The 17,899-nt window shown below is 64.6% G+C and carries 15 protein-coding genes; 12 read left to right on the top strand and 3 right to left on the bottom strand.

Annotated features, from left to right (window positions below; genetic code table 11):
• Positions 1-30: 30 nt before the first annotated feature.
• The 3 genes from E2E30_RS07020 to E2E30_RS07010 form a co-directional block, all read right to left on the bottom strand.
• A complete protein-coding gene (locus E2E30_RS07020; protein WP_133188518.1) occupies positions 31-1,077 on the bottom strand; it encodes a M4 family metallopeptidase in 1,047 nt (348 codons plus the stop codon).
• 373 nt (positions 1,078-1,450) lie between these two features.
• Positions 1,451-3,241, bottom strand: coding sequence for a cation:proton antiporter domain-containing protein (locus E2E30_RS07015; RefSeq protein ID WP_133188516.1), 1,791 nt, complete (start codon positions 3,239-3,241; stop codon positions 1,451-1,453).
• Between the two features lie 270 nt (positions 3,242-3,511).
• A complete protein-coding gene (locus tag E2E30_RS07010; RefSeq protein WP_133188514.1) occupies positions 3,512-4,735 on the bottom strand; it encodes an NADP-dependent isocitrate dehydrogenase in 1,224 nt (407 codons plus the stop codon).
• Between the two features lie 136 nt (positions 4,736-4,871).
• Here E2E30_RS07010 and E2E30_RS07005 point away from each other — a divergent pair, with 136 nt between their 5' ends.
• The 12 genes from E2E30_RS07005 (at position 4,872) to E2E30_RS06950 (ending at position 17,898) form a co-directional block, all read left to right on the top strand.
• On the top strand, positions 4,872-5,600 hold the full coding sequence (locus E2E30_RS07005; RefSeq protein WP_133188512.1) for a phosphatidylserine decarboxylase: 729 nt from the start codon (positions 4,872-4,874) through the stop codon (positions 5,598-5,600).
• Between the two features lie 160 nt (positions 5,601-5,760).
• The gene (locus E2E30_RS07000; RefSeq protein WP_133188510.1) at positions 5,761-6,576 is read left to right on the top strand and encodes a CDP-alcohol phosphatidyltransferase family protein; all 816 of its coding nucleotides are present in this window, start codon (positions 5,761-5,763) and stop codon (positions 6,574-6,576) included.
• A 420-nt stretch (positions 6,577-6,996) separates the two neighbouring features.
• Positions 6,997-7,842, top strand: coding sequence for a 30S ribosomal protein S2 (gene rpsB / locus E2E30_RS06995; protein ID WP_133188507.1), 846 nt, complete (start codon positions 6,997-6,999; stop codon positions 7,840-7,842).
• Between the two features lie 85 nt (positions 7,843-7,927).
• Positions 7,928-8,866: a translation elongation factor Ts gene (gene tsf / locus E2E30_RS06990; RefSeq protein WP_133188505.1), complete on the top strand. Its 939-nt coding sequence runs from the start codon at positions 7,928-7,930 to the stop codon at positions 8,864-8,866.
• 353 nt (positions 8,867-9,219) lie between these two features.
• Entirely contained in the window at positions 9,220-9,894 is a 675-nt protein-coding gene (gene pyrH, locus E2E30_RS06985; protein WP_229839259.1) for a UMP kinase, read from the top strand.
• A 3-nt stretch (positions 9,895-9,897) separates the two neighbouring features.
• The gene (gene frr, locus E2E30_RS06980; RefSeq protein ID WP_133188501.1) at positions 9,898-10,455 is read left to right on the top strand and encodes a ribosome recycling factor; all 558 of its coding nucleotides are present in this window, start codon (positions 9,898-9,900) and stop codon (positions 10,453-10,455) included.
• Positions 10,452-11,195 (top strand): isoprenyl transferase, encoded by a 744-nt coding sequence (locus E2E30_RS06975; protein WP_189674831.1) that lies wholly within the window; start codon positions 10,452-10,454, stop codon positions 11,193-11,195. Before frr ends, E2E30_RS06975 begins: the two co-directional genes overlap by 4 nt.
• Positions 11,192-11,992, top strand: coding sequence for a phosphatidate cytidylyltransferase (locus E2E30_RS06970; protein ID WP_133188497.1), 801 nt, complete (start codon positions 11,192-11,194; stop codon positions 11,990-11,992). The genes E2E30_RS06975 and E2E30_RS06970 overlap by 4 nt, the downstream gene beginning before the upstream one ends.
• Positions 11,989-13,182: a 1-deoxy-D-xylulose-5-phosphate reductoisomerase gene (locus E2E30_RS06965; RefSeq protein WP_133188495.1), complete on the top strand. Its 1,194-nt coding sequence runs from the start codon at positions 11,989-11,991 to the stop codon at positions 13,180-13,182. Before E2E30_RS06970 ends, E2E30_RS06965 begins: the two co-directional genes overlap by 4 nt.
• Positions 13,179-14,312 (top strand): M50 family metallopeptidase, encoded by a 1,134-nt coding sequence (locus tag E2E30_RS06960; protein WP_133188493.1) that lies wholly within the window; start codon positions 13,179-13,181, stop codon positions 14,310-14,312. The genes E2E30_RS06965 and E2E30_RS06960 overlap by 4 nt, the downstream gene beginning before the upstream one ends.
• Before the next feature lie 68 nt (positions 14,313-14,380).
• Positions 14,381-17,167, top strand: coding sequence for an outer membrane protein assembly factor BamA (gene bamA, locus E2E30_RS06955; protein WP_189674827.1), 2,787 nt, complete (start codon positions 14,381-14,383; stop codon positions 17,165-17,167).
• A complete protein-coding gene (locus E2E30_RS06950) occupies positions 17,167-17,898 on the top strand; it encodes an OmpH family outer membrane protein (RefSeq protein WP_133188491.1) in 732 nt (243 codons plus the stop codon). The genes bamA and E2E30_RS06950 overlap by 1 nt, the downstream gene beginning before the upstream one ends.
• Position 17,899 lies beyond the last annotated feature (1 nt).

The following is a 17,899-nucleotide window of genomic DNA, read 5'->3' as shown; positions in this document are numbered from 1 at the left end:
TTGGTTGGGAGGGCCGCGGGCCGACCGGGATTACAAGCCGACAGCAGTCCAAGCAGCGTCGACAGCGTTATGGACCGTAGGATCATTGGGGAACAGGCTCGTCGAGAGTTTACGGGTGCGGGCGGCGAATTTGGACATCGTCATATTGGGCATCGGCGGCGCGGTGGTCAGTGCCGTGTACCAGACCTTGCCGGCTTTTTCCCACGAATGCCCGCCAATCGCCTGGGCCGCCTTGTAGAAAGCGAGATTGGGCGGGCCGCTCGAATAATGCGGATCGAGGTTGCCGATGCCGGGATAATAATGGTCGGGCTGCGGCGCCATTGCGTGCGGGCTCTTGGGAGCCGCCATGTCGCGCAGGCAGGTAAAGCCCTTTTGCTTGGAGAGCGGCCCCATGATGTCGGCGCCGATCAGCCAGTCGGCCTTGGTGACGACCTGCTTCTTCTCCCATTGGCGGAACATCGATCCGAAGACGTCGGACATGCTCTCGTTAAGCCCGCCCGCCTCGCCCGAATAGGCAAGGCCGAGGCTGTGCTGGGTCACGCCATGCGTCAGTTCGTGCGCGATCACGTCGTCACCCAGCGTGAAATCGAGGAAGATCTGCCCGTCGCCATCGCCGTACGTCATCTGCGCGCCGTTCCAGAAGGCGTTGTTGTATTTTACGCCGTAATGGACCGACGAGACGAGCGTCATGTGATTGCCGTCTATCGAATCGCGCTTGAAATTGTCCCAATAGAATTTCGCGACATTCTCCGATTCGATATAGGCGCGCTTGATCGGACCGTCGGGCGACGACCCCGGATTGGCGACCTGCGCGCCGGGTAGCGCCGTCGTGTGGTGACAATCGAAGACGTGCGCGGCGGGAAGCACATGCGGCAGCGGAAACGGGATCGGCGGGCGCGGCAGGGGTAGCCGGATCGCGGTCAGCGTCAGCGCGGCGTTCTGCTGGCGCAACGCGCGGATCTGGCCGCTGATCTCGGCGGTGTGATGCAGCGCCTGGCGCGCCGCGTCGGACAGTTCGGGATCGGATGCGAAGCGGAGCAGGATGTCTTCTGGAATGATGCAGCAACCACACGTCATGATGTCCCCCTGGGCGATGATGATGCGACGACGCGATCACAGGCGCAGGACGGCGGGCTGGCGATTCTCTCCCGGCGCGGGTGTCCGGTGCCGGCAGCGGAGGCTGTCGGATCGAGTCGATCGGGGAGAGGTTCGGCAGCGCGAGCGTTGGCGCTGCTCCTGGTCGCATCTTGCGGCGGGCCGCGTCAAAGCCGGTTGCATCGGTTTCGGATGCGCGCGCGCGCGTGTTGAGCGCGTTTGCCGTTGATCGAGCCGGCGGGATGTAGTCCCAAACCGCTGCAATCGCCATCAAACGATGGCGGTCCGCCCTCAGTGGATCGCGGCGCGATTAGCGGCGTTTCGGATCAGCTCGCGGCGGGGCCGCACGTCGGCGTCAGGCCGGGCTACCCTCGGTACGGATGATGCCGCGCACCCGCTTGAGCCGCGGCAGGACTTCCATCTCGGCCGCCGCCTTGATCTCCTGGCGCAGTTCGTCGCGCTTTTCGTGGATCGAGGCGATCACGGGCCCGACCGCGACGCCGAGATCGGTGAGCACAGCCTCGGCAAGTTGGAGCGAGCTTTCGAGCGTCTCGGGCACGGCATCGCTCGCCCCGGCCTTGTAGAGTTGCGCGGCATGCGCGGTATCGCGTGCGCGCACGATGATCGGCAGATCGGGCACCCAGCCGCGCACTCGCCGCGTCATCGACACGCTCAGCACCGGGTCGTTCATCGTCAGGATCAAGGCCTTGGCGCGCCCCAGATTGAGTCGGTCGACGAGCTCGGGACGGACCACGTCGCCGAAAATCACCGGATATCCCTCGGCGCGCGCTGCGGTCACTGCGTCGATATCCGCCTCGACCGCGACATAGGGCTGGCCGTGCACCGCGAGCATGTCGCACACCATCCGACCGACGCGACCAAAGCCGATTACGACCGTGCCCGGCCCCTCGGGCGAAATCTCCGCCTCAGGCAAGGTGTCGCCGCGGAGCTCGATCCGCTTCGCCGCGCGCTTGCCGAGCATCGCCAGCAGCGGCGTGATGGTGAGGCCAATCGCGGTCACCGTCTGCCAGAAGCTGGTAAGTCCAGGCGCAAGCAATTGCGCCTGTCCCGCTGCGCCGAGCACGATCAGCGTCGTCTCGGACGGGCTGCCCATCAGCACGCCGGTTTCCGCGGCAACCCCGCCACCCAGACCCGAAAGCCGCAGCAGCGCGAAGGTCACCACCGCCTTGATCGCCACGACCGCCGCGATGCCGAGCAGATAGCTGCTCCAATCCGCGAGGATCGCGCCGATATCGACACTCATTCCGACGGTGATGAGGAACACGCCGAGCGCGAGGCCCTTGAACGGCGCGGTCATAACCTCGACTTCACTGTGATAGTCGGTCTCGGCAATCAGCAAGCCAGCGAGCAGCGCGCCGACGATCGGCGAAAGGCCGGCGGCGGTGGTCGCCAGGCTCGCGGCGATCACGACGAGCAGCGAGGCGGCGAGGAACAGTTCGGGGCTCTTGGTGCGTGCGGCTTGCGCGAACAGCCGCGGCAGCAGCAAGCGCCCGCCCACGAACAGGATCGCGACCGTCAGCACCGCGAGCCCGCCGACCTTGACGAATCCGGCCCAGCCCGCCGCCGCCGCCATCGGCCCGAGCGCACCGAGCACGAAGATGATCGGGACGAGCGCGAGATCCTCGAACAGCAGCATCGCGAATGCGGTGCGCCCGACCGGGCTCGCGGTCCCCGCGATCGGCAACACCAGCGCAGTCGACGAGAGGGCAAGCGCGATCCCCAGCGCCATCGATCCCGTCCAGGCCAGCCCCATCAGCAGGTGCAGGCCGGTTCCGAGGATAATGCCCGACACGATCAGCTGCGCGGCGCCCGTACCGAAGACCAATTGGCGCATCGACCACAGGCGCTTGAACGACAGCTCGAGCCCGATTGAGAACAGCAGCAACACGATGCCGAACTCGGCGAAGGGTTCGATCGCGTGCGGGTCGGAGATCGTGATGTGGTACAACCAGGGGTAGCTCTTGACGAGCGCACCGAGCCCGAATGGCCCGACGAGCAGGCCGACGAGGATGAAGCCGATGACCGGACTGATCTTCGCGCGGGCAAATGCCGGAATGACCAACCCCGCGGCGCCGAGGATAACGAGCGCGTCGCTGAAGCCGGAAGAGAGAAGGGGAGATGCCATGCAGCCGTTAGACCAGCTTGCGGCCGCTTTGTCAGCTTATGCCTGACACAGATGTGCTGATTATCGGCGGTGAACCGGCCGGTAGCATCATCCGATTGTTGGTTGCGGGCCGCTGAGGTCGGCCGATTGTGCTCCGAAGGCAGCGCGATTAACTGCGCGATCGTCGTCGTCGCGCCGCCCGATACCTGACAACCGTTCGGAGCAAGGAGCCCGGAGGTGCAAGCAGGACGCTCGCAACCCCGGGGCTCCTCATCTCCTGAAACGCCGGTATCAGCCGGTGATCTCGCCCATCTTGGCTTCGAGGTTGACGCGGACCTGCTCGAAGAACTGCTCGGTCGTCATCCAGGGCTGCTCCGGGCCGATCAGCAGCGCGAGATCCTTGGTCATGTGACCGTCCTCGACCGTCTGGATGCAGACCTGCTCGAGCGTCTCGGCGAACTTGGTCACTTCGGGCGTACCGTCGAACTTGCCGCGATACTTGAGGCCGCCGGTCCAAGCGAAGATCGACGCGATCGGGTTGGTCGAGGTCGCCTTGCCCTGCTCGTGCTGGCGGAAGTGGCGCGTGACGGTGCCGTGTGCGGCTTCCGCCTCGACCGTCTTGCCGTCGGGCGTGAGCAGCACCGAGGTCATCAGGCCGAGCGAGCCGAACCCTTGAGCGACTTGGTCCGACTGGACGTCGCCGTCATAGTTCTTGCACGCCCAGACGAACTCGCCGTGCCACTTGAGGGCGGACGCAACCATGTCGTCGATCAGGCGATGCTCGTAGGAGATGCCCGCTTCCTTGAACTTGTCCTTGAACTCGGTCTCGAAGACCTCGGCGAACAGGTCCTTGAAGCGGCCGTCGTAATATTTGAGGATCGTGTTCTTGGTCGACAGGTAGACCGGCCACTTCAGGTTGAGGCCGTAATGCATCGAGGCGCGTGCGAAGTCGCGGATCGAGTCGTCGAGGTTGTACATCGCCTGCGCCACGCCCGACGACGGGAATTGGAACACCTCGCGGTCGATGACCTTGCCATCGTCGCCTTCGAACACGAGCCGCAGCTTGCCGGGGCCGGGGACGAGGAAATCGGTCGCGCGATACTGATCGCCGAATGCGTGACGACCGACGACGATCGGGTGCGTCCAGCCCGGGATCAGGCGCGGGACGTTCTTGATCACGATCGGCTCGCGGAAGATCGTGCCGCCGAGGATGTTGCGGATCGTGCCGTTGGGCGACTTCCACATCTTCTTGAGGCCGAATTCCTCAACGCGCTGCTCGTCGGGGGTGATCGTCGCGCACTTAACGCCGACGCCGTACTTCTGGATCGCCTTGGCGCTGTCGACGGTGATCTTGTCGTCGGTGTTGTCGCGGCTCATCATGCCGAGGTCGTAATATTCGAGATCGATGTCGAGATAGGGGAGGATCAGGCGCTCGCGGATCCACTGCCAGATGATCCGCGTCATCTCGTCGCCATCGATTTCCACGACGGGCGTCTTTACCTTGATCTTCGCCATTTCCGCTCTTTCCTGAAGGGAGGTTTGGGGAGCGTCTAGGAGCATGGCGCGCGGTGATCAACCCGCACCCGGTCCAGGGCGGAGCGCTTTGGGTTCGCGATTGTCGCAGCGAGGGGGGTGAGCTACAGTTTCCGGCATGATACCATCCGACAAGCTGAACCCGTCCGCCGAAGCCGTGAAATGGCGCGTTCCCGATCTGCACCCCGAGGGACGTAAATATGTCGCGATCGCGCTGCTGATCGCCTTCCTCGCGTGGGTGTTCGTACCCATCCTGACGTGGCCGCTGCTCGGGCTCGCATTGTGGGTCGCCTTGTTCTTCCGTGATCCGGTTCGTGTCACGCCGTCGGGCGAGGGTCTGATCATTTCGCCTGCCGACGGCTTGGTCTCGATGATCGAACGCGTGGCCGTTCCGCGCGAGCTCGCCGGGCCGAATGGCCTCGGCGACGCGCCGCTGATCCGCGTTTCGGTGTTCATGTCTGTGTTTGACGTGCACATCAATCGCACCCCGATCGCCGGCACGGTCAAGCAGGTGGTGTATATCTCAGGCAAGTTCGTCAACGCCGAGCTCGATAAGGCGAGCGAGGACAATGAGCGACAGCATATCGTCGTCGAGGGTCGCGACGGCCGGCGCATCGGCTTCACCCAGATCGCCGGGCTGCTCGCGCGGCGGATCGTTCCGTTCGTCAAGCCAGGCGACATGATCGCGGCGGGGCAGCGGATCGGTCTCATTCGCTTCGGCAGCCGGCTCGATGTATTCCTGCCCGATGATTGTGCGTGCCAGGTCGTCCTCGGCCAGCGCAGCGTGGCTGGCGAGACGATTCTGGGGCGCGTCGGCGGCACCGTCGCAAGCGGGATTGCGCAGTGATCGAGCGTGTTTCAGCGTCACCTGTGCGGTGGTCTTCGCCTGCCATTCGCGTCGAGCTTGTCGAAGCGTTGCCTGCTACATCGCCGACTGCGCGTTCGTGCGCGGCTGAAGGCGTCATCATGTCGCGGATAATTTCCGCCAGCCTGCTGAGCGTCGTCGCATGACCACGCCCCTGCGCCGCACCGCTGCGCGCGGCCTGCCATTGCGGGCCGTCGCGCCCAACGCGGTCACCGCCTTGGCCTTGTGTTCCGGGCTTACCGGGATTCGCTTCGCAATCGCCGAGCAGTGGGAAACCGCGGTGCTGATGGTGATGATCGCCAGTGTGCTCGACGGGATCGACGGCCGGATCGCGCGGATGGTTCGCGGCGAGAGCCGGTTCGGCGCTGAACTCGATTCGCTGTCCGACGCGATTTCATTCGGCGTCTCGCCCGCGCTGATTCTCTATTTATGGTCGCTCAAGGAAGTGCCGCGCTTCGGGTGGCTTGTCGCGTTGGTGTTCGCGGTGTTTTGTGCCCTGCGGTTGGCACGCTTCAATGCTGGCATCGATGTCGCCGAACAGCCGCACAAATCGGCCGGTTTCCTTACCGGTTCACCGGCGCCGGTCGGCGCAGGGCTCGCGATGTTGCCACTCTATCTGTGGTTCTGGACAGGCCTCGATCTGTGGCGCTCGCCGTTCATCGTGGGGCCGTGGGTCGCGTTGATGGCGATCCTGATGGTGTCGAGCGTCGCGACCTTCAGCTGGTCGTCGCTCAAACTGCGCACCAATATCCGCTTCGAGGCGATCGCAGTCGTCGTGTTGCTGGGCGCGGCGCTGATTTCCGCGCCATGGCACACGCTCACGTTCCTGTGTGCCGCCTATCTGGCGACGGTGCCGTTCAGCATCGCCGCCTATGCAAAGGTCAAGCGGCAGCGCGCAGCTTCGGCCGGGCTACCGCCGACACCGTCCGCATCCGCGCCCGAAGCCGAGGCTCGCTAACGATCCAAACCGGAGGTCGCGTCGCCATCGGATCTACACCGTCGCGGAGCAACGCAACGATCCGCGGCAAGGCCGGCACAAGCGTCAAACAAAACACCGCAACGCTCGCTGCCAGCGCGCTTGCAAAAACCAGGAAACCGATAACAGCCATCGTTTATCTCCGTCTATCACGGTGAAGCGTCATAAAGTCGCAACATCCTTAAGGCGTTCGGGTTCCCCGTTCCGCTCACGACCATGGTATGTTCCGTTTCCGTTCCGCCTGTCAAGCGCTGTTCCGGCTTGATTGTTGGGGCGAGCTCGGCTAACGGGGCCGCCTTCACACCGCATGGGAAGCACATATTGCCGGTGTCCGTCCGGGGTTTCACCCTGGATCAACGGATTACTCGCTTCCCAGAGGCACAACCGGAAAGGAACTATCTTATGGCGGCACCAGTCGTCTCCATGCAGCAATTGCTCGAAACGGGCGCGCACTTCGGCCACCAGACGCATCGCTGGAACCCGAAGATGAAGCCTTACATCTTTGGCGACCGCAACGGCGTCCACATCCTCGATCTGTCGCAGACCGTTCCGCTCTTCGCGCGCGCGCTCGAGTTCGTCTCGGCGTCGACCGCCGCTGGCGGCAAGGTCCTGTTCGTCGGCACCAAGCGCCAGGCGCAGGAGCCCGTCGCAGACGCAGCACGTCGCTCGGGCCAGCATTTCGTCAACCATCGCTGGTTGGGCGGCATGCTCACCAACTGGAAGACCATCTCGGGTTCGATCAAGCGCCTCAAGACGCTCGAAGAGCAGCTCTCGGGCGACACGCACGGCCTGACCAAGAAGGAAGTCCTCCAACTGACGCGCGAGCGCGACAAGCTCGAGCTCAGCCTCGGCGGCATCCGCGACATGGGCGGCATTCCCGACGTGATGTTCGTGATCGACGCGAACAAGGAAGAGCTGGCGATCAAGGAAGCCAACACGCTCGGCATCCCCGTCGTTGCGATCCTCGATTCGAACGTTTCGCCCGACGGCATCGCGTTCCCGGTTCCGGCGAACGATGACGCCAGCCGTGCGATCCGCCTGTATTGCGAAGCGATCGCGATCGCCGCGACGCGCGGTGGCAACGAGCAGATGTCGCGCCGTCAGGACATCGGTTCGATGGAAGCGCCGCCCGCCGAGGAAGCGCTGACCGTGGCACCGGAGGCTCCTGCCGTCGAGATCACGCCGGCATCGGACGCAGCGCTGCAGGCCGAAATGGTCGCCGAGGCCGAGCGCCAGATCGACGCGTAAGCGTCACCGAACTGACCTATGGGCGGGGTAGGGCTTTTCGCCCCGCTCCGCCTATATTCGTATCTACAGACAAGAGGATTTTCACATGGCCGAGATCACTGCAGCAGCGGTTAAGGACCTGCGCGAAAAGAGCGGCGCGGGCATGATGGACTGCAAGAAGGCGCTGACCGAAGCGGCTGGCGACATGACGGCGGCGATGGATTGGCTGCGCGCCAAGGGCCTCGCTGCCGCTGCGAAGAAGTCGAGCCGCACCGCGGCGGAAGGGCTGATCGGCGTCGAGGTCAACGGCACCACGGGTGCTGCGGTCGAAGTCAATTCCGAGACCGATTTCGTCGCGAAGAACGACCAGTTCCAGACCTTCGTGCGTGACGTTACCGCAGTCGCGCTCGCGCTCGGCGACGATATCGAGATGATCAAGCAGGCCTCGATCGGCGAGAAGACCGTCGAAGAGACGCTGACCAGCAACATCGCGACGATCGGCGAGAACCAGAACCTGCGTCGCGCCAAGCGCCTCGAAGTGACCTCGGGCGCGATCGTGCCGTACATCCACAACGCGGCGGCCCCCGGCCTCGGCAAGATCGGCGTGCTCGTCGCGCTCGAGAGCGAAGCTGGCGAGGACGTGCTCCTTCCGCTCGGCAAGCAGATCGCGATGCACATCGCGGCGGCCTTCCCGCTGGCGCTCAACGAGGACGGCCTCGACCCCGAGATCGTCGCCCGCGAGCGCGCGATCGCGACCGAAAAGGCGTCGGAGAGCGGCAAGCCTGCCGAGATCGTCGCCAAGATGGTCGACGGTGCGATCGCGAAGTACTGCAAGGAAAACGCGCTCGTCAGCCAGCTGCTGGTGATGGACGGCAAGACCAAGATCTCGGACGTCGTCGCCAACGCTGCCAAGGCCGCCGGCAAGTCGATCGAGCTCAAGGACTATGTCCGCTTCCAGCTCGGCGAAGGCATCGAGAAGGAGTCGAGCGACTTCGCAGCCGAAGTCGCTGCCGCTTCGGGCGTTCCGCAGCAGCCGGCCGCTTAAGCGATTCGCTTTCGCCTCCGGGCGGGACGACAAAGGGCAGGGGCCGCGCCGGATGGTGCGGCCCTTGTTACGTCGGGAACCCGTCCTCCCCGCGAAAGCGGGGATCCCGCTGCCTGGCCCGGGCCGAGAAGAAGAAGCGGGACGCTCGCTTTCGCGAGGGTGACGGAAGCGGGGGCACGCCCACATCCGCGCCGACCCGAGCACTCTGCACGGTTTCCGCGCTTCCAATCATCCGGCGTCGCCGATAAGGTCCGCGCCGCACCGCCCGCTGGCGGACCAAGCCCATTGCAGTCTGGATTCTCGTGACAATCGCCCACAAACGCATCTTGTTGAAATTATCGGGCGAAGTCCTGATGGGCTCGGGCGGCCTGTCGATTGATCCCGACGTCATCGCACGCGTCGCGGCCGAAATCGCCGATGTGAAGCACCAGGGCTACGAACTCTGCGTCGTCGTCGGCGGTGGCAACATCTTCCGCGGCATCTCGGGCGCGGCACGCGGCATGGACCGCGCGACCGGCGATTACATGGGCATGCTCGCGACCGTGATGAACGCGCTCGCCGTCCAGAACGCGCTCGAGCAGATCGGCGTCGAGACGCGCGTCCAGTCCGCCATCCCGATGGCCTCGGTGTGCGAGCCCTTCATCCGCCGCCGCGCCGAGCGCCACCTCGAAAAGGGGCGCATCGTGATCTTCGCCGCCGGCGTCGGCAGCCCGTTCTTCACGACCGATAGCGGCGCAGCGCTGCGTGCAGCGGAAATGAAGTGCGACGCGCTCTTCAAGGGCACCTCGGTCGACGGCGTCTACGATGCCGACCCGAAGCTCGTGCCGACCGCAAAGCGCTACGACACCGTCAGCTACGGCACCGTGCTCGCGCAGGATCTCAAGGTGATGGACGCCAGCGCGATCGCCTTGTGCCGTGACAACAATATTCCGATCGTCGTCTTCAACATCCGTCAGTCGGGCAACCTTGCCGCAGTACTGCGCGGCGAAGGCGTCTCGACGACCGTTCAGCATATCAAGGGAGACTGATCCATGGCCGCGTATGACAAGGCTGATCTCGAACGCCGCATGGCCGGCAGCGTCGAATCGCTCAAGGGCGATCTCAGCGGGCTGCGCACTGGCCGCGCCTCGACCTCGTTGCTCGATCCGGTGACGGTCGAAGTGTACGGCGCGCAAATGCCGCTCAACCAGGTCGCGACCGTCTCGGTGCCCGAGCCGCGGATGATCTCGGTCCAGGTGTGGGACAAGATGAACGTCGGCCCGTGCGACAAGGCGATCCGTTCGGCCGGGCTCGGCCTCAACCCGATCGTCGATGGCACCACGCTGCGTCTGCCGATCCCCGATCTGACCGAGGAGCGCCGCAAGGAACTCGCCAAGCTCGCCGGCAAATATGCCGAGGATGCCCGCATCGCTGCGCGCAACGTGCGCCGTGACGGGATGGATTCGCTCAAGGTCGACGAGAAGAAGGGCCTGTTCGGCGAGGACGATCGCAAGAAGCTCGAGACCGAAGTCCAGAAGCTGACCGACAAGACGATTGCCGACATCGATGCCGCGGCATCGGCCAAGGAAAAGGAAATCCTGGGCAAGTGAGGCCGTTCGCCGCCCGGGCTGCCGATCCTGCGACCGTGGCCGGGGTGCTCCCGCGCCACGTCGCGATCATCATGGACGGCAATGGTCGCTGGGCCAAGAAGCGGCATTTGCCGCGGATCGCCGGGCACCGCCAGGGTGTCGAGGCGGTCCGCCGCGTCGCGCGCGCGGCGCGTGCGATGGGGATCGAGGCGCTTACGCTCTACGCCTTCTCGAGCGAGAATTGGCGGCGGCCGGAAGAGGAAGTCAGCGACCTGATGGGTCTGCTGCGCGTCTTCATCCGCAGCGATCTCGACGAGATGGTGCGCGACAATGTGCGGCTTCGCATCATCGGCGACTATCGTCGCTTTACCCCCGATCTCGTCGAGCTGATCGACACCGCGATCGCGCGCACGTCGGTCAACACGGGGCCGATCCTCGTGATGGCGCTCAATTACGGCGCGCAGGCAGAAATCGTCGAAGTCGCCCGGCGGATGGCGGAGCGTGCTCAGGCAGGTACGCTCGACCCCGCGACGATCGACGCTGCGATGTTCGAGGATGAACTCGACACGCGCGACTTGCCGCCGCTCGATCTGTTGATCCGTACGTCGGGCGAAGTCCGGCTGTCGAATTTCCTGCTGTGGCAGGCGGCCTATGCCGAATTGCTGTTCGTCGACACGCTCTGGCCCGAATTCGATGCCGAGACGCTGGCTGGCGCGATTGCGACCTTCGGACAGCGGCAACGGCGGTTCGGCGGCCTGTGACCGCCGTCCCCAAGGCGGCCGGCCCGTCGAATCTTACACTCCGGATCGTTGTCGGATTGGCGCTGATTGCGGTTGCGCTCGGCGCGATCGTGTTCGGCAGCATCGCGTTCTGGCTGCTGTGCGTCGTGCTCGGCTTGTTCATGATGGCCGAATGGTCCGATCTGCGACATGCGCCGCCGCACACCAAGCGGCTCGCGCAATATGCGCTGTCGGTGCCGCTGGCGATCATGATGCCGGTGGTCGGGGCAGGGGCGGGGTTCCTGTCGCTTGGCCTGTTGGTTGGCGCGGCGTTTTTCGTCGTGATCGTGACGCGGCTCCCCGGCCTCGCGCGTGGCGTGCTGTACGTCGGGCTGCCGATCATGGCGCTGCTGCTGATCCGGCATCAGCGCGACGGCGTGGTGCTCACGCTGTGGGCGCTGGCGCTGGTCTGGGCGTGCGACATCGGCGCCTATGCCGCAGGACGCGCGATCGGCGGGCCCAAGCTCGCCCCGGCGATCAGCCCGAACAAGACCTGGGCCGGCCTTGCCGGCGGCGTTGCTGCGGCGAGCCTGTTCGCCGCGGCGATGCATCTGCACTATGGCCTGCCGCTTCGCCTGACGCTGGCGACGCCCTTGCTCGCCGTGCTTGCACAGGCGGGCGATCTTTATGAAAGCTGGCTCAAGCGCCAGGCGGGCGTCAAGGATAGCGGTACGCTGCTTCCCGGCCATGGCGGCGTGCTCGATCGCCTCGACGGGCTGGTGCCCGTCGCCCCCGTCGCGGCGCTGCTGATCCTGTTACCGAAAGTCTATTGGTGGTGAAGACGATTACAATTCTCGGCGCGACCGGTTCGATCGGTACGTCGACGCTTGATCTGATCGAGCGCGAGCCCGACCGGTTTGCGGTCGTTGCGCTGACCGCGAATTGCGACGTCGCGCGGCTTGCCGCCGCAGCGATCCGCACCAATGCCAAATTCGCGGTGGTCGCCGACGAAAGCTGCCTGCCCGAACTGCGCGCGGCGCTTGCCGGGACCAATATCGGGTGCGGCGGCGGGCGTGCCGCGGTGCTCGAGGCGGCGAGCATGGGTGCCGACATCACGATGGGCGCGATCGTCGGCTGCACCGGGCTCGAGCCGGTGATGGCGGCGATTGCTGGCGGCAAGACGGTGATTCTGGCCAACAAGGAACCGCTGGTTTCGGCGGGCGAGGTCGTTCTCGCCGCCGCAGCCAAATCGGGCGCGACGCTGCTTCCTGCCGATTCCGAGCACAATGCGATCTTCCAATGCTTCGACGCGGCGCGTCCCGAGCGCGTCCGGCGGATCATCCTGACGTGCAGCGGTGGACCGTTTCGCGAATGGTCGACCGAGCAGATGCGCAGCGTCACGCCCGAACAGGCGGTCGCGCATCCGAACTGGTCGATGGGCGCGAAGATCTCGGTCGATTCGGCCACCTTGTTCAACAAGGGGCTCGAGCTGATCGAGGCGGCGCGGCTGTTTCCGGTGCCGAACGACGCGATCGAGATCGTGATCCATCCGCAATCGGTGATCCATTCGCTGGTCGATTATGTCGACGGCTCGGTGCTGGCGCAGATGGGCCCGCCCGACATGCGCGTGCCGATCGCCTCGTGCCTCGCCTGGCCCGACCGGATGGCCACGCCGATGGCGCCGCTCGATCTCGTCGCGATCGGCCGGCTCGATTTCACCGCGCCCGATCCGGTGCGCTTCCCGGCGTTGCAGCTGACGCGCGATGCGCTCAATGCGGGCGGCGCGCGCCCGGCGATCCTCAATGCGGCCAACGAGATCGCGGTCGCGGCTTTTCTCGCCCGCGAGATCGGCTTCCTCGAAATTGCCGCAATCGTCGCCGATACGCTCGAGGGCTATGATCCGGCCGCACCGGCGACGTTGGAAGACGTGCTCGTGGTCGATGCCGAAGCGCGCAGGATGGCGCGCCGGTATGTCGGGTCGCGCGGCGGGGCGGCGAGAGGGGCGAACGTGAAGGATATCTCGGTTTGAGCCAATCCCCAGGCCTGTTGCTTACCGTCCTCGCTTTTGCGCTCGTCATCGGGCCGCTCGTTTTTCTGCACGAACTTGGACACTATCTCGCCGGGCGGCTGTTCGGCGTGAAGATCGACGCATTTTCGATCGGCTTTGGCCACGAGCTGTTCGGCTGGACCAACCGCCGCGGAACGCGCTGGAAGTTCAGCGCGCTGCCGCTCGGTGGCTATGTGAAGTTCGCGGGCGATCTCAACGCTGCGAGCACTCCCGATCCGGCATGGCTCGAACTGCCACCCGAAGAGCGCGCGCGGACGTTGCAGGCGCGGCCTGTATGGCAGCGCGCGATCGTCGTCGCGGCGGGGCCGATCACCAATTTCATCGTCGCGATCATCATCCTTTCGGGATTTGCCATGACCTTCGGGGTCGACCGGACGCCGTCCGTCGTCGGTCTGGTCAGCCCCGGCAGCGCCGCGTCGACGATCGGCATGCAGCCGGGTGATCGCATCACTGCGCTTGGCGGACGCCCGATCGCGACCTTCAACGATGTCGCGCAATTCGCCATGCTACGCCCCGGCGAGCGTGTGATGGTCAGTTACGTCCGCGGCGGAGCAACCGTCGAGCGCGAAGCCGTGCTCGGAACCGCGACCGAGCGCGATCGCTTCGGCAACGAATTCAAGAAGGGCTTGCTCGGGATCGGCCCGACCGCACCCGTCGCTCGCCCCGTCAGCTTGCTCGAGGCGCCGGCGTTCGGCGTCGCAATGACGGGCAAGATCCTGCGCACGACGCTCGACGGCCTGGGCCAGATCATCACCGGGCGGCGCTCGGTCGACGAACTTGGCGGGCCGCTGCGCATTGCAAAGGTGTCGGGCGAACAGCTCGCGCTCGGCTGGCCCGACCTGATCTTCCTGATCGCCGGGGTTTCCATTAATCTCGGATTCATCAATTTATTGCCAGTCCCTCTGCTCGATGGCGGGCACCTGTTCTTTTACGCGATCGAGGCGATCCGGCGCAGGCCCGTGACGCCGGCAATCCAGGAATGGGCGTTTCGCGGCGGGCTGGCGGCGATTCTCGCGCTGATGATCATGGTAACGATCAACGATCTCGGCGCATTTGGCCTCTGGAAGTCGCTGACCGGCTTGATCGGTTGACGCTTGTAAGGCAGGGCGGGCCGACGATTTATCGGCCACGCGGAATTTTCTCCGATTTGGGGTGGGATGTGACAGCGATCAAGGTTTCCAATTTCGGCGCACGGGCCACCGCCGTGTTGCTCGCCGGCACGATGCTGACGGGCGTTCCGCTCGCGGCGTCGGCGCAGACGACGGGCCAGCCCGCCGCAGCTCCCGCGCAGGCCACACCTCCGGTCGTGGCTGCCGCCGCGCCGGTCGTGTCGCGTACGATCAAGTCGATCCGCGTCGAAGGCGCGCAGCGGCTCGAGCCAGAGACGGTGCTGTCCTATACCAAGCTGCGGACGGGGCAGGCGTTCACCAACGAGACGCTCGATCAGGCGATCAAGGATCTCTACGCGAGCGAACTGTTCGCCGACGTGATCATCGCCGGCGCCGATACCGGTGAGCTGGTGCTGCGCGTTCGTGAGAACCCGGTGATCAACCGCGTCATCTTCGAGGGCAACAAGCGGCTCAAGGAAGACAAGATCAAGAAGGAGGTGAAACTCGCCCCCCGCCAGATCTTCACGCGCACCGCGGTCCGGCAGGACGTCGCACGGATCGTCGAACTGTATCGTCGCCAGGGCCGCTTCGCTGCGGTCGTCGAGCCGAAGATGGTCAGCCTCGACCAGAACCGCGTCGACGTGATCTTCGAGGTTTCGGAAGGCCCGAAGTCGAAGGTCCGCCAGATCAACATCCTCGGCAACGAGGTCTATTCGGACAGCAAGCTGCGCGAGCAGATGGCGACCAAGCAAGCGCGTCTGACCACGCTGCTGAGCTCGAACACGAGCTATGATCAGGATCGCCTGGCATACGACCAGCAGAAGCTGCGCCAGTTCTACCTGACCGAGGGCTATGCCGACTTCAAGGTGACCTCCGCGGTCGCCGAGCTGACGCCCGACAAGAAGGACTTCATCATCACGTACGTGGTGGAGGAAGGGAAGCGCTACAAGTTCGGCGATATCACCGTCGACAGCGACATCCGCGACTTCGACAACAAGAAGCTCGCCGCCAACCTCGGCATCAACAAGGGCGATTGGTACGACGCCAAGAAGGTCGAAACCGCGATCGATTCGCTGAGCGAAGCGGCCGGCCTGTTCGGCTACGCGTTCACCGAAGTGAACCCGGATTACGCGCGTGACAAAGACACGCTGACGATGGGGCTCAACTTCCACATCGCCGAAGCCAAGCGTACCTATGTCGAGCGGATCGACATCAACGGCAACACCCAGACGCAGGACAAGGTCGTCCGTCGCGAGATCCGTTTGTCGGAGGGCGATGCGTTCAACAGCTTCCAGGTCAAGCGCTCGCAGGACCGCATCAACTCGCTCGGCTATTTCCAGGACAAGTTCGAGATCAAGCAGACGCAAGGGTCATCGCCCGACCGCGTCGTGCTGACCGCGAACCTCGAGGAGAAGTCGACCGGCGAGCTGTCGCTGTCGGCTGGCTATTCGAGCCTCGAACGCTTCATCATCCAGGCTTCGATCCGTCAGCGCAACTTCCGCGGCAAGGGCCAGGAATTGCGCGCGAGCGTCAACTATTCGACCTATTCGAAGTCGGTCGAGCTGGGGTTCACCGAACCGTATCTGTTCAACAAGAACATCGCGATCGGTGGCGACATCTTCCGGCGCGATTACAACGCGTTCAACTACACGCTCAATAACCAGCGCCAGACGACCTATACGCAGGTGTCGACTGGCTTCCAGATTCGCTCGGGCGTGCCGCTGACCGAATATTGGCAGCTCGCCGGCCGCTATGGCCTGTCGTACGATCAGGTCGGGTTGGACAAGTCGACCTATTATACCGACAGCAATTTCGACGGCATTCGCGGGAACTCGTCCAACGACGGGTGCGATCCGCTTCAGGCAGGGCGTTATCTGTGCGACGCAATCGGCAATCGCTGGACGTCGTCGGTCGGCTATTCGCTGATCTACGACAGCCTCAACAGCCGCTTGCGGCCGACCGCGGGGCATCGCTTCATCTTCAGCCAGGATTTTGCCGGGCTTGGCGGTGACGTGAAGTACATTCGTACCAAGTTCGAGGGTTCGAAGTTCTTCAACATCGGCAGCGGCTTCATCGCTTCGGCCAACGTCGAGGGCGGCTATATCAAGTCGCTCGAGAAGAGCCGTGGCGTCGGCATCGACAATGTCCGGATCACCGATCGCTTCTATCTCGGCGAGCCCGATTTCCGCGGCTTCGACATTCGCGGCGTCGGCCCGCGCGTCCAACGGCAGAGCTTCACGACCGATGCTTCGGGCAAGCAGACGGTCGTCACCGATCGTACGCAGCTCCTCGCCGACGATGCACTCGGCGGTCGCGCCTATTACCTCGGCAAGCTCGAGCTCGAGATCCCGCTCGGTGCGGGCGCGCGCGAACTCGGTCTGCGGCCGTCGATCTACGTTCAGGCGGGTGCGCTGTTCGGAATCACATCGCCAGTGTTGCAGGGCGGCCAGTTCCCAACGCGGATAGAGTCCGATGGAAGCATCACCTACCTGCCGTTGATTACGCAAAACTACGCGACGAATGGCAGTCCGCTCTATGTGGTGCCGAATACCGATGCAACGAACCCGGGTTCGGCCACGACCTGCGCAGTCGGCTATTCGTCGACGATCGGTGGGGCGTGCACCGGGACGTCGACCAATGTCGCCTCGACCAGTTCGAACGCGCCGTTCAAGGAAACCTTCGGGGGCGATTCGCCGCGGCCGCGTATTTCGGTCGGTGCGGGCGTCAACTGGAACTCGCCGTTCGGTCCGCTGCGGATCGATCTTGCTTATGCGTTGCTCAAGGATAAGAGCGACGACTCGAAACTCGTTACTTTCAACGTAGGGACACAGTTCTGATGAAGACGTACCAGAAGCTCATGCTGGGTTGCGCGGCGATTGTGCCGGCGCTCGCGATGGCGAATTCGGCATTTGCACAGGCCAATGGCGTGGCGATCTCCGATCCCGAGACGGTGATCCTGACCGCGAAGGCGCTCGACGCCGCCAACCAGTCGATCAGCACGACCTACAAGGCGCAGCTCGACCAGGCGAGCGCACGCCAGGCTGCGCTGCAGACCGAAATGGCAACGCTCGGCGCGCCGCTCGACACCAACAAGGACAAGCGCCTGTCGGACGAGGAAATCGCCGCTGCCCAGGCTGCGCGCAACCCGATCCTCGCCAAGATGGAAGCCGCGCAGAAGACCGCGCAGGCCGAGTCCGCACGTCTCAGCGCACCTGCGACGCGCGCCCAGGCCTGGGCGATAGAGCAGATCTCGCAGAAGTATTCGGCTGCGGTGAAGACCGTCGTCGATTCGAAGAAGATCAGCTTGCTGCTCTCGGCCAATTCGGTCCAGTACAGCGCGCCGGCAGTCGACATGACCGACGAGATCAAGGCCGCCCTCGACGCCGCAAACCCGACAGTGTCGATCACGCCGCCCGCCAACTGGCAGCCGAGCCAGCAGACCGCGCAGCTGCAGCAGCAGTTCCAGCAGCTCGTCTATCTCTCGGCCGTGCGTCGCGCGCAGGCGCAGCAGGCTGGTGGCGCAGCCGCAGCACCGGCTGCCGGCGCCAAGGCGCCATCGGGCCGCTGAG

It is taken from the genome of Sphingomonas sp. AAP5 (genome assembly GCF_004354345.1).
In the GTDB taxonomy this organism is placed as follows: domain Bacteria; phylum Pseudomonadota; class Alphaproteobacteria; order Sphingomonadales; family Sphingomonadaceae; genus Sphingomonas; species Sphingomonas glacialis.
Note: the sequence above shows the minus strand (reverse complement) of the source record. Positions and strands in the feature narration are given on the sequence as shown.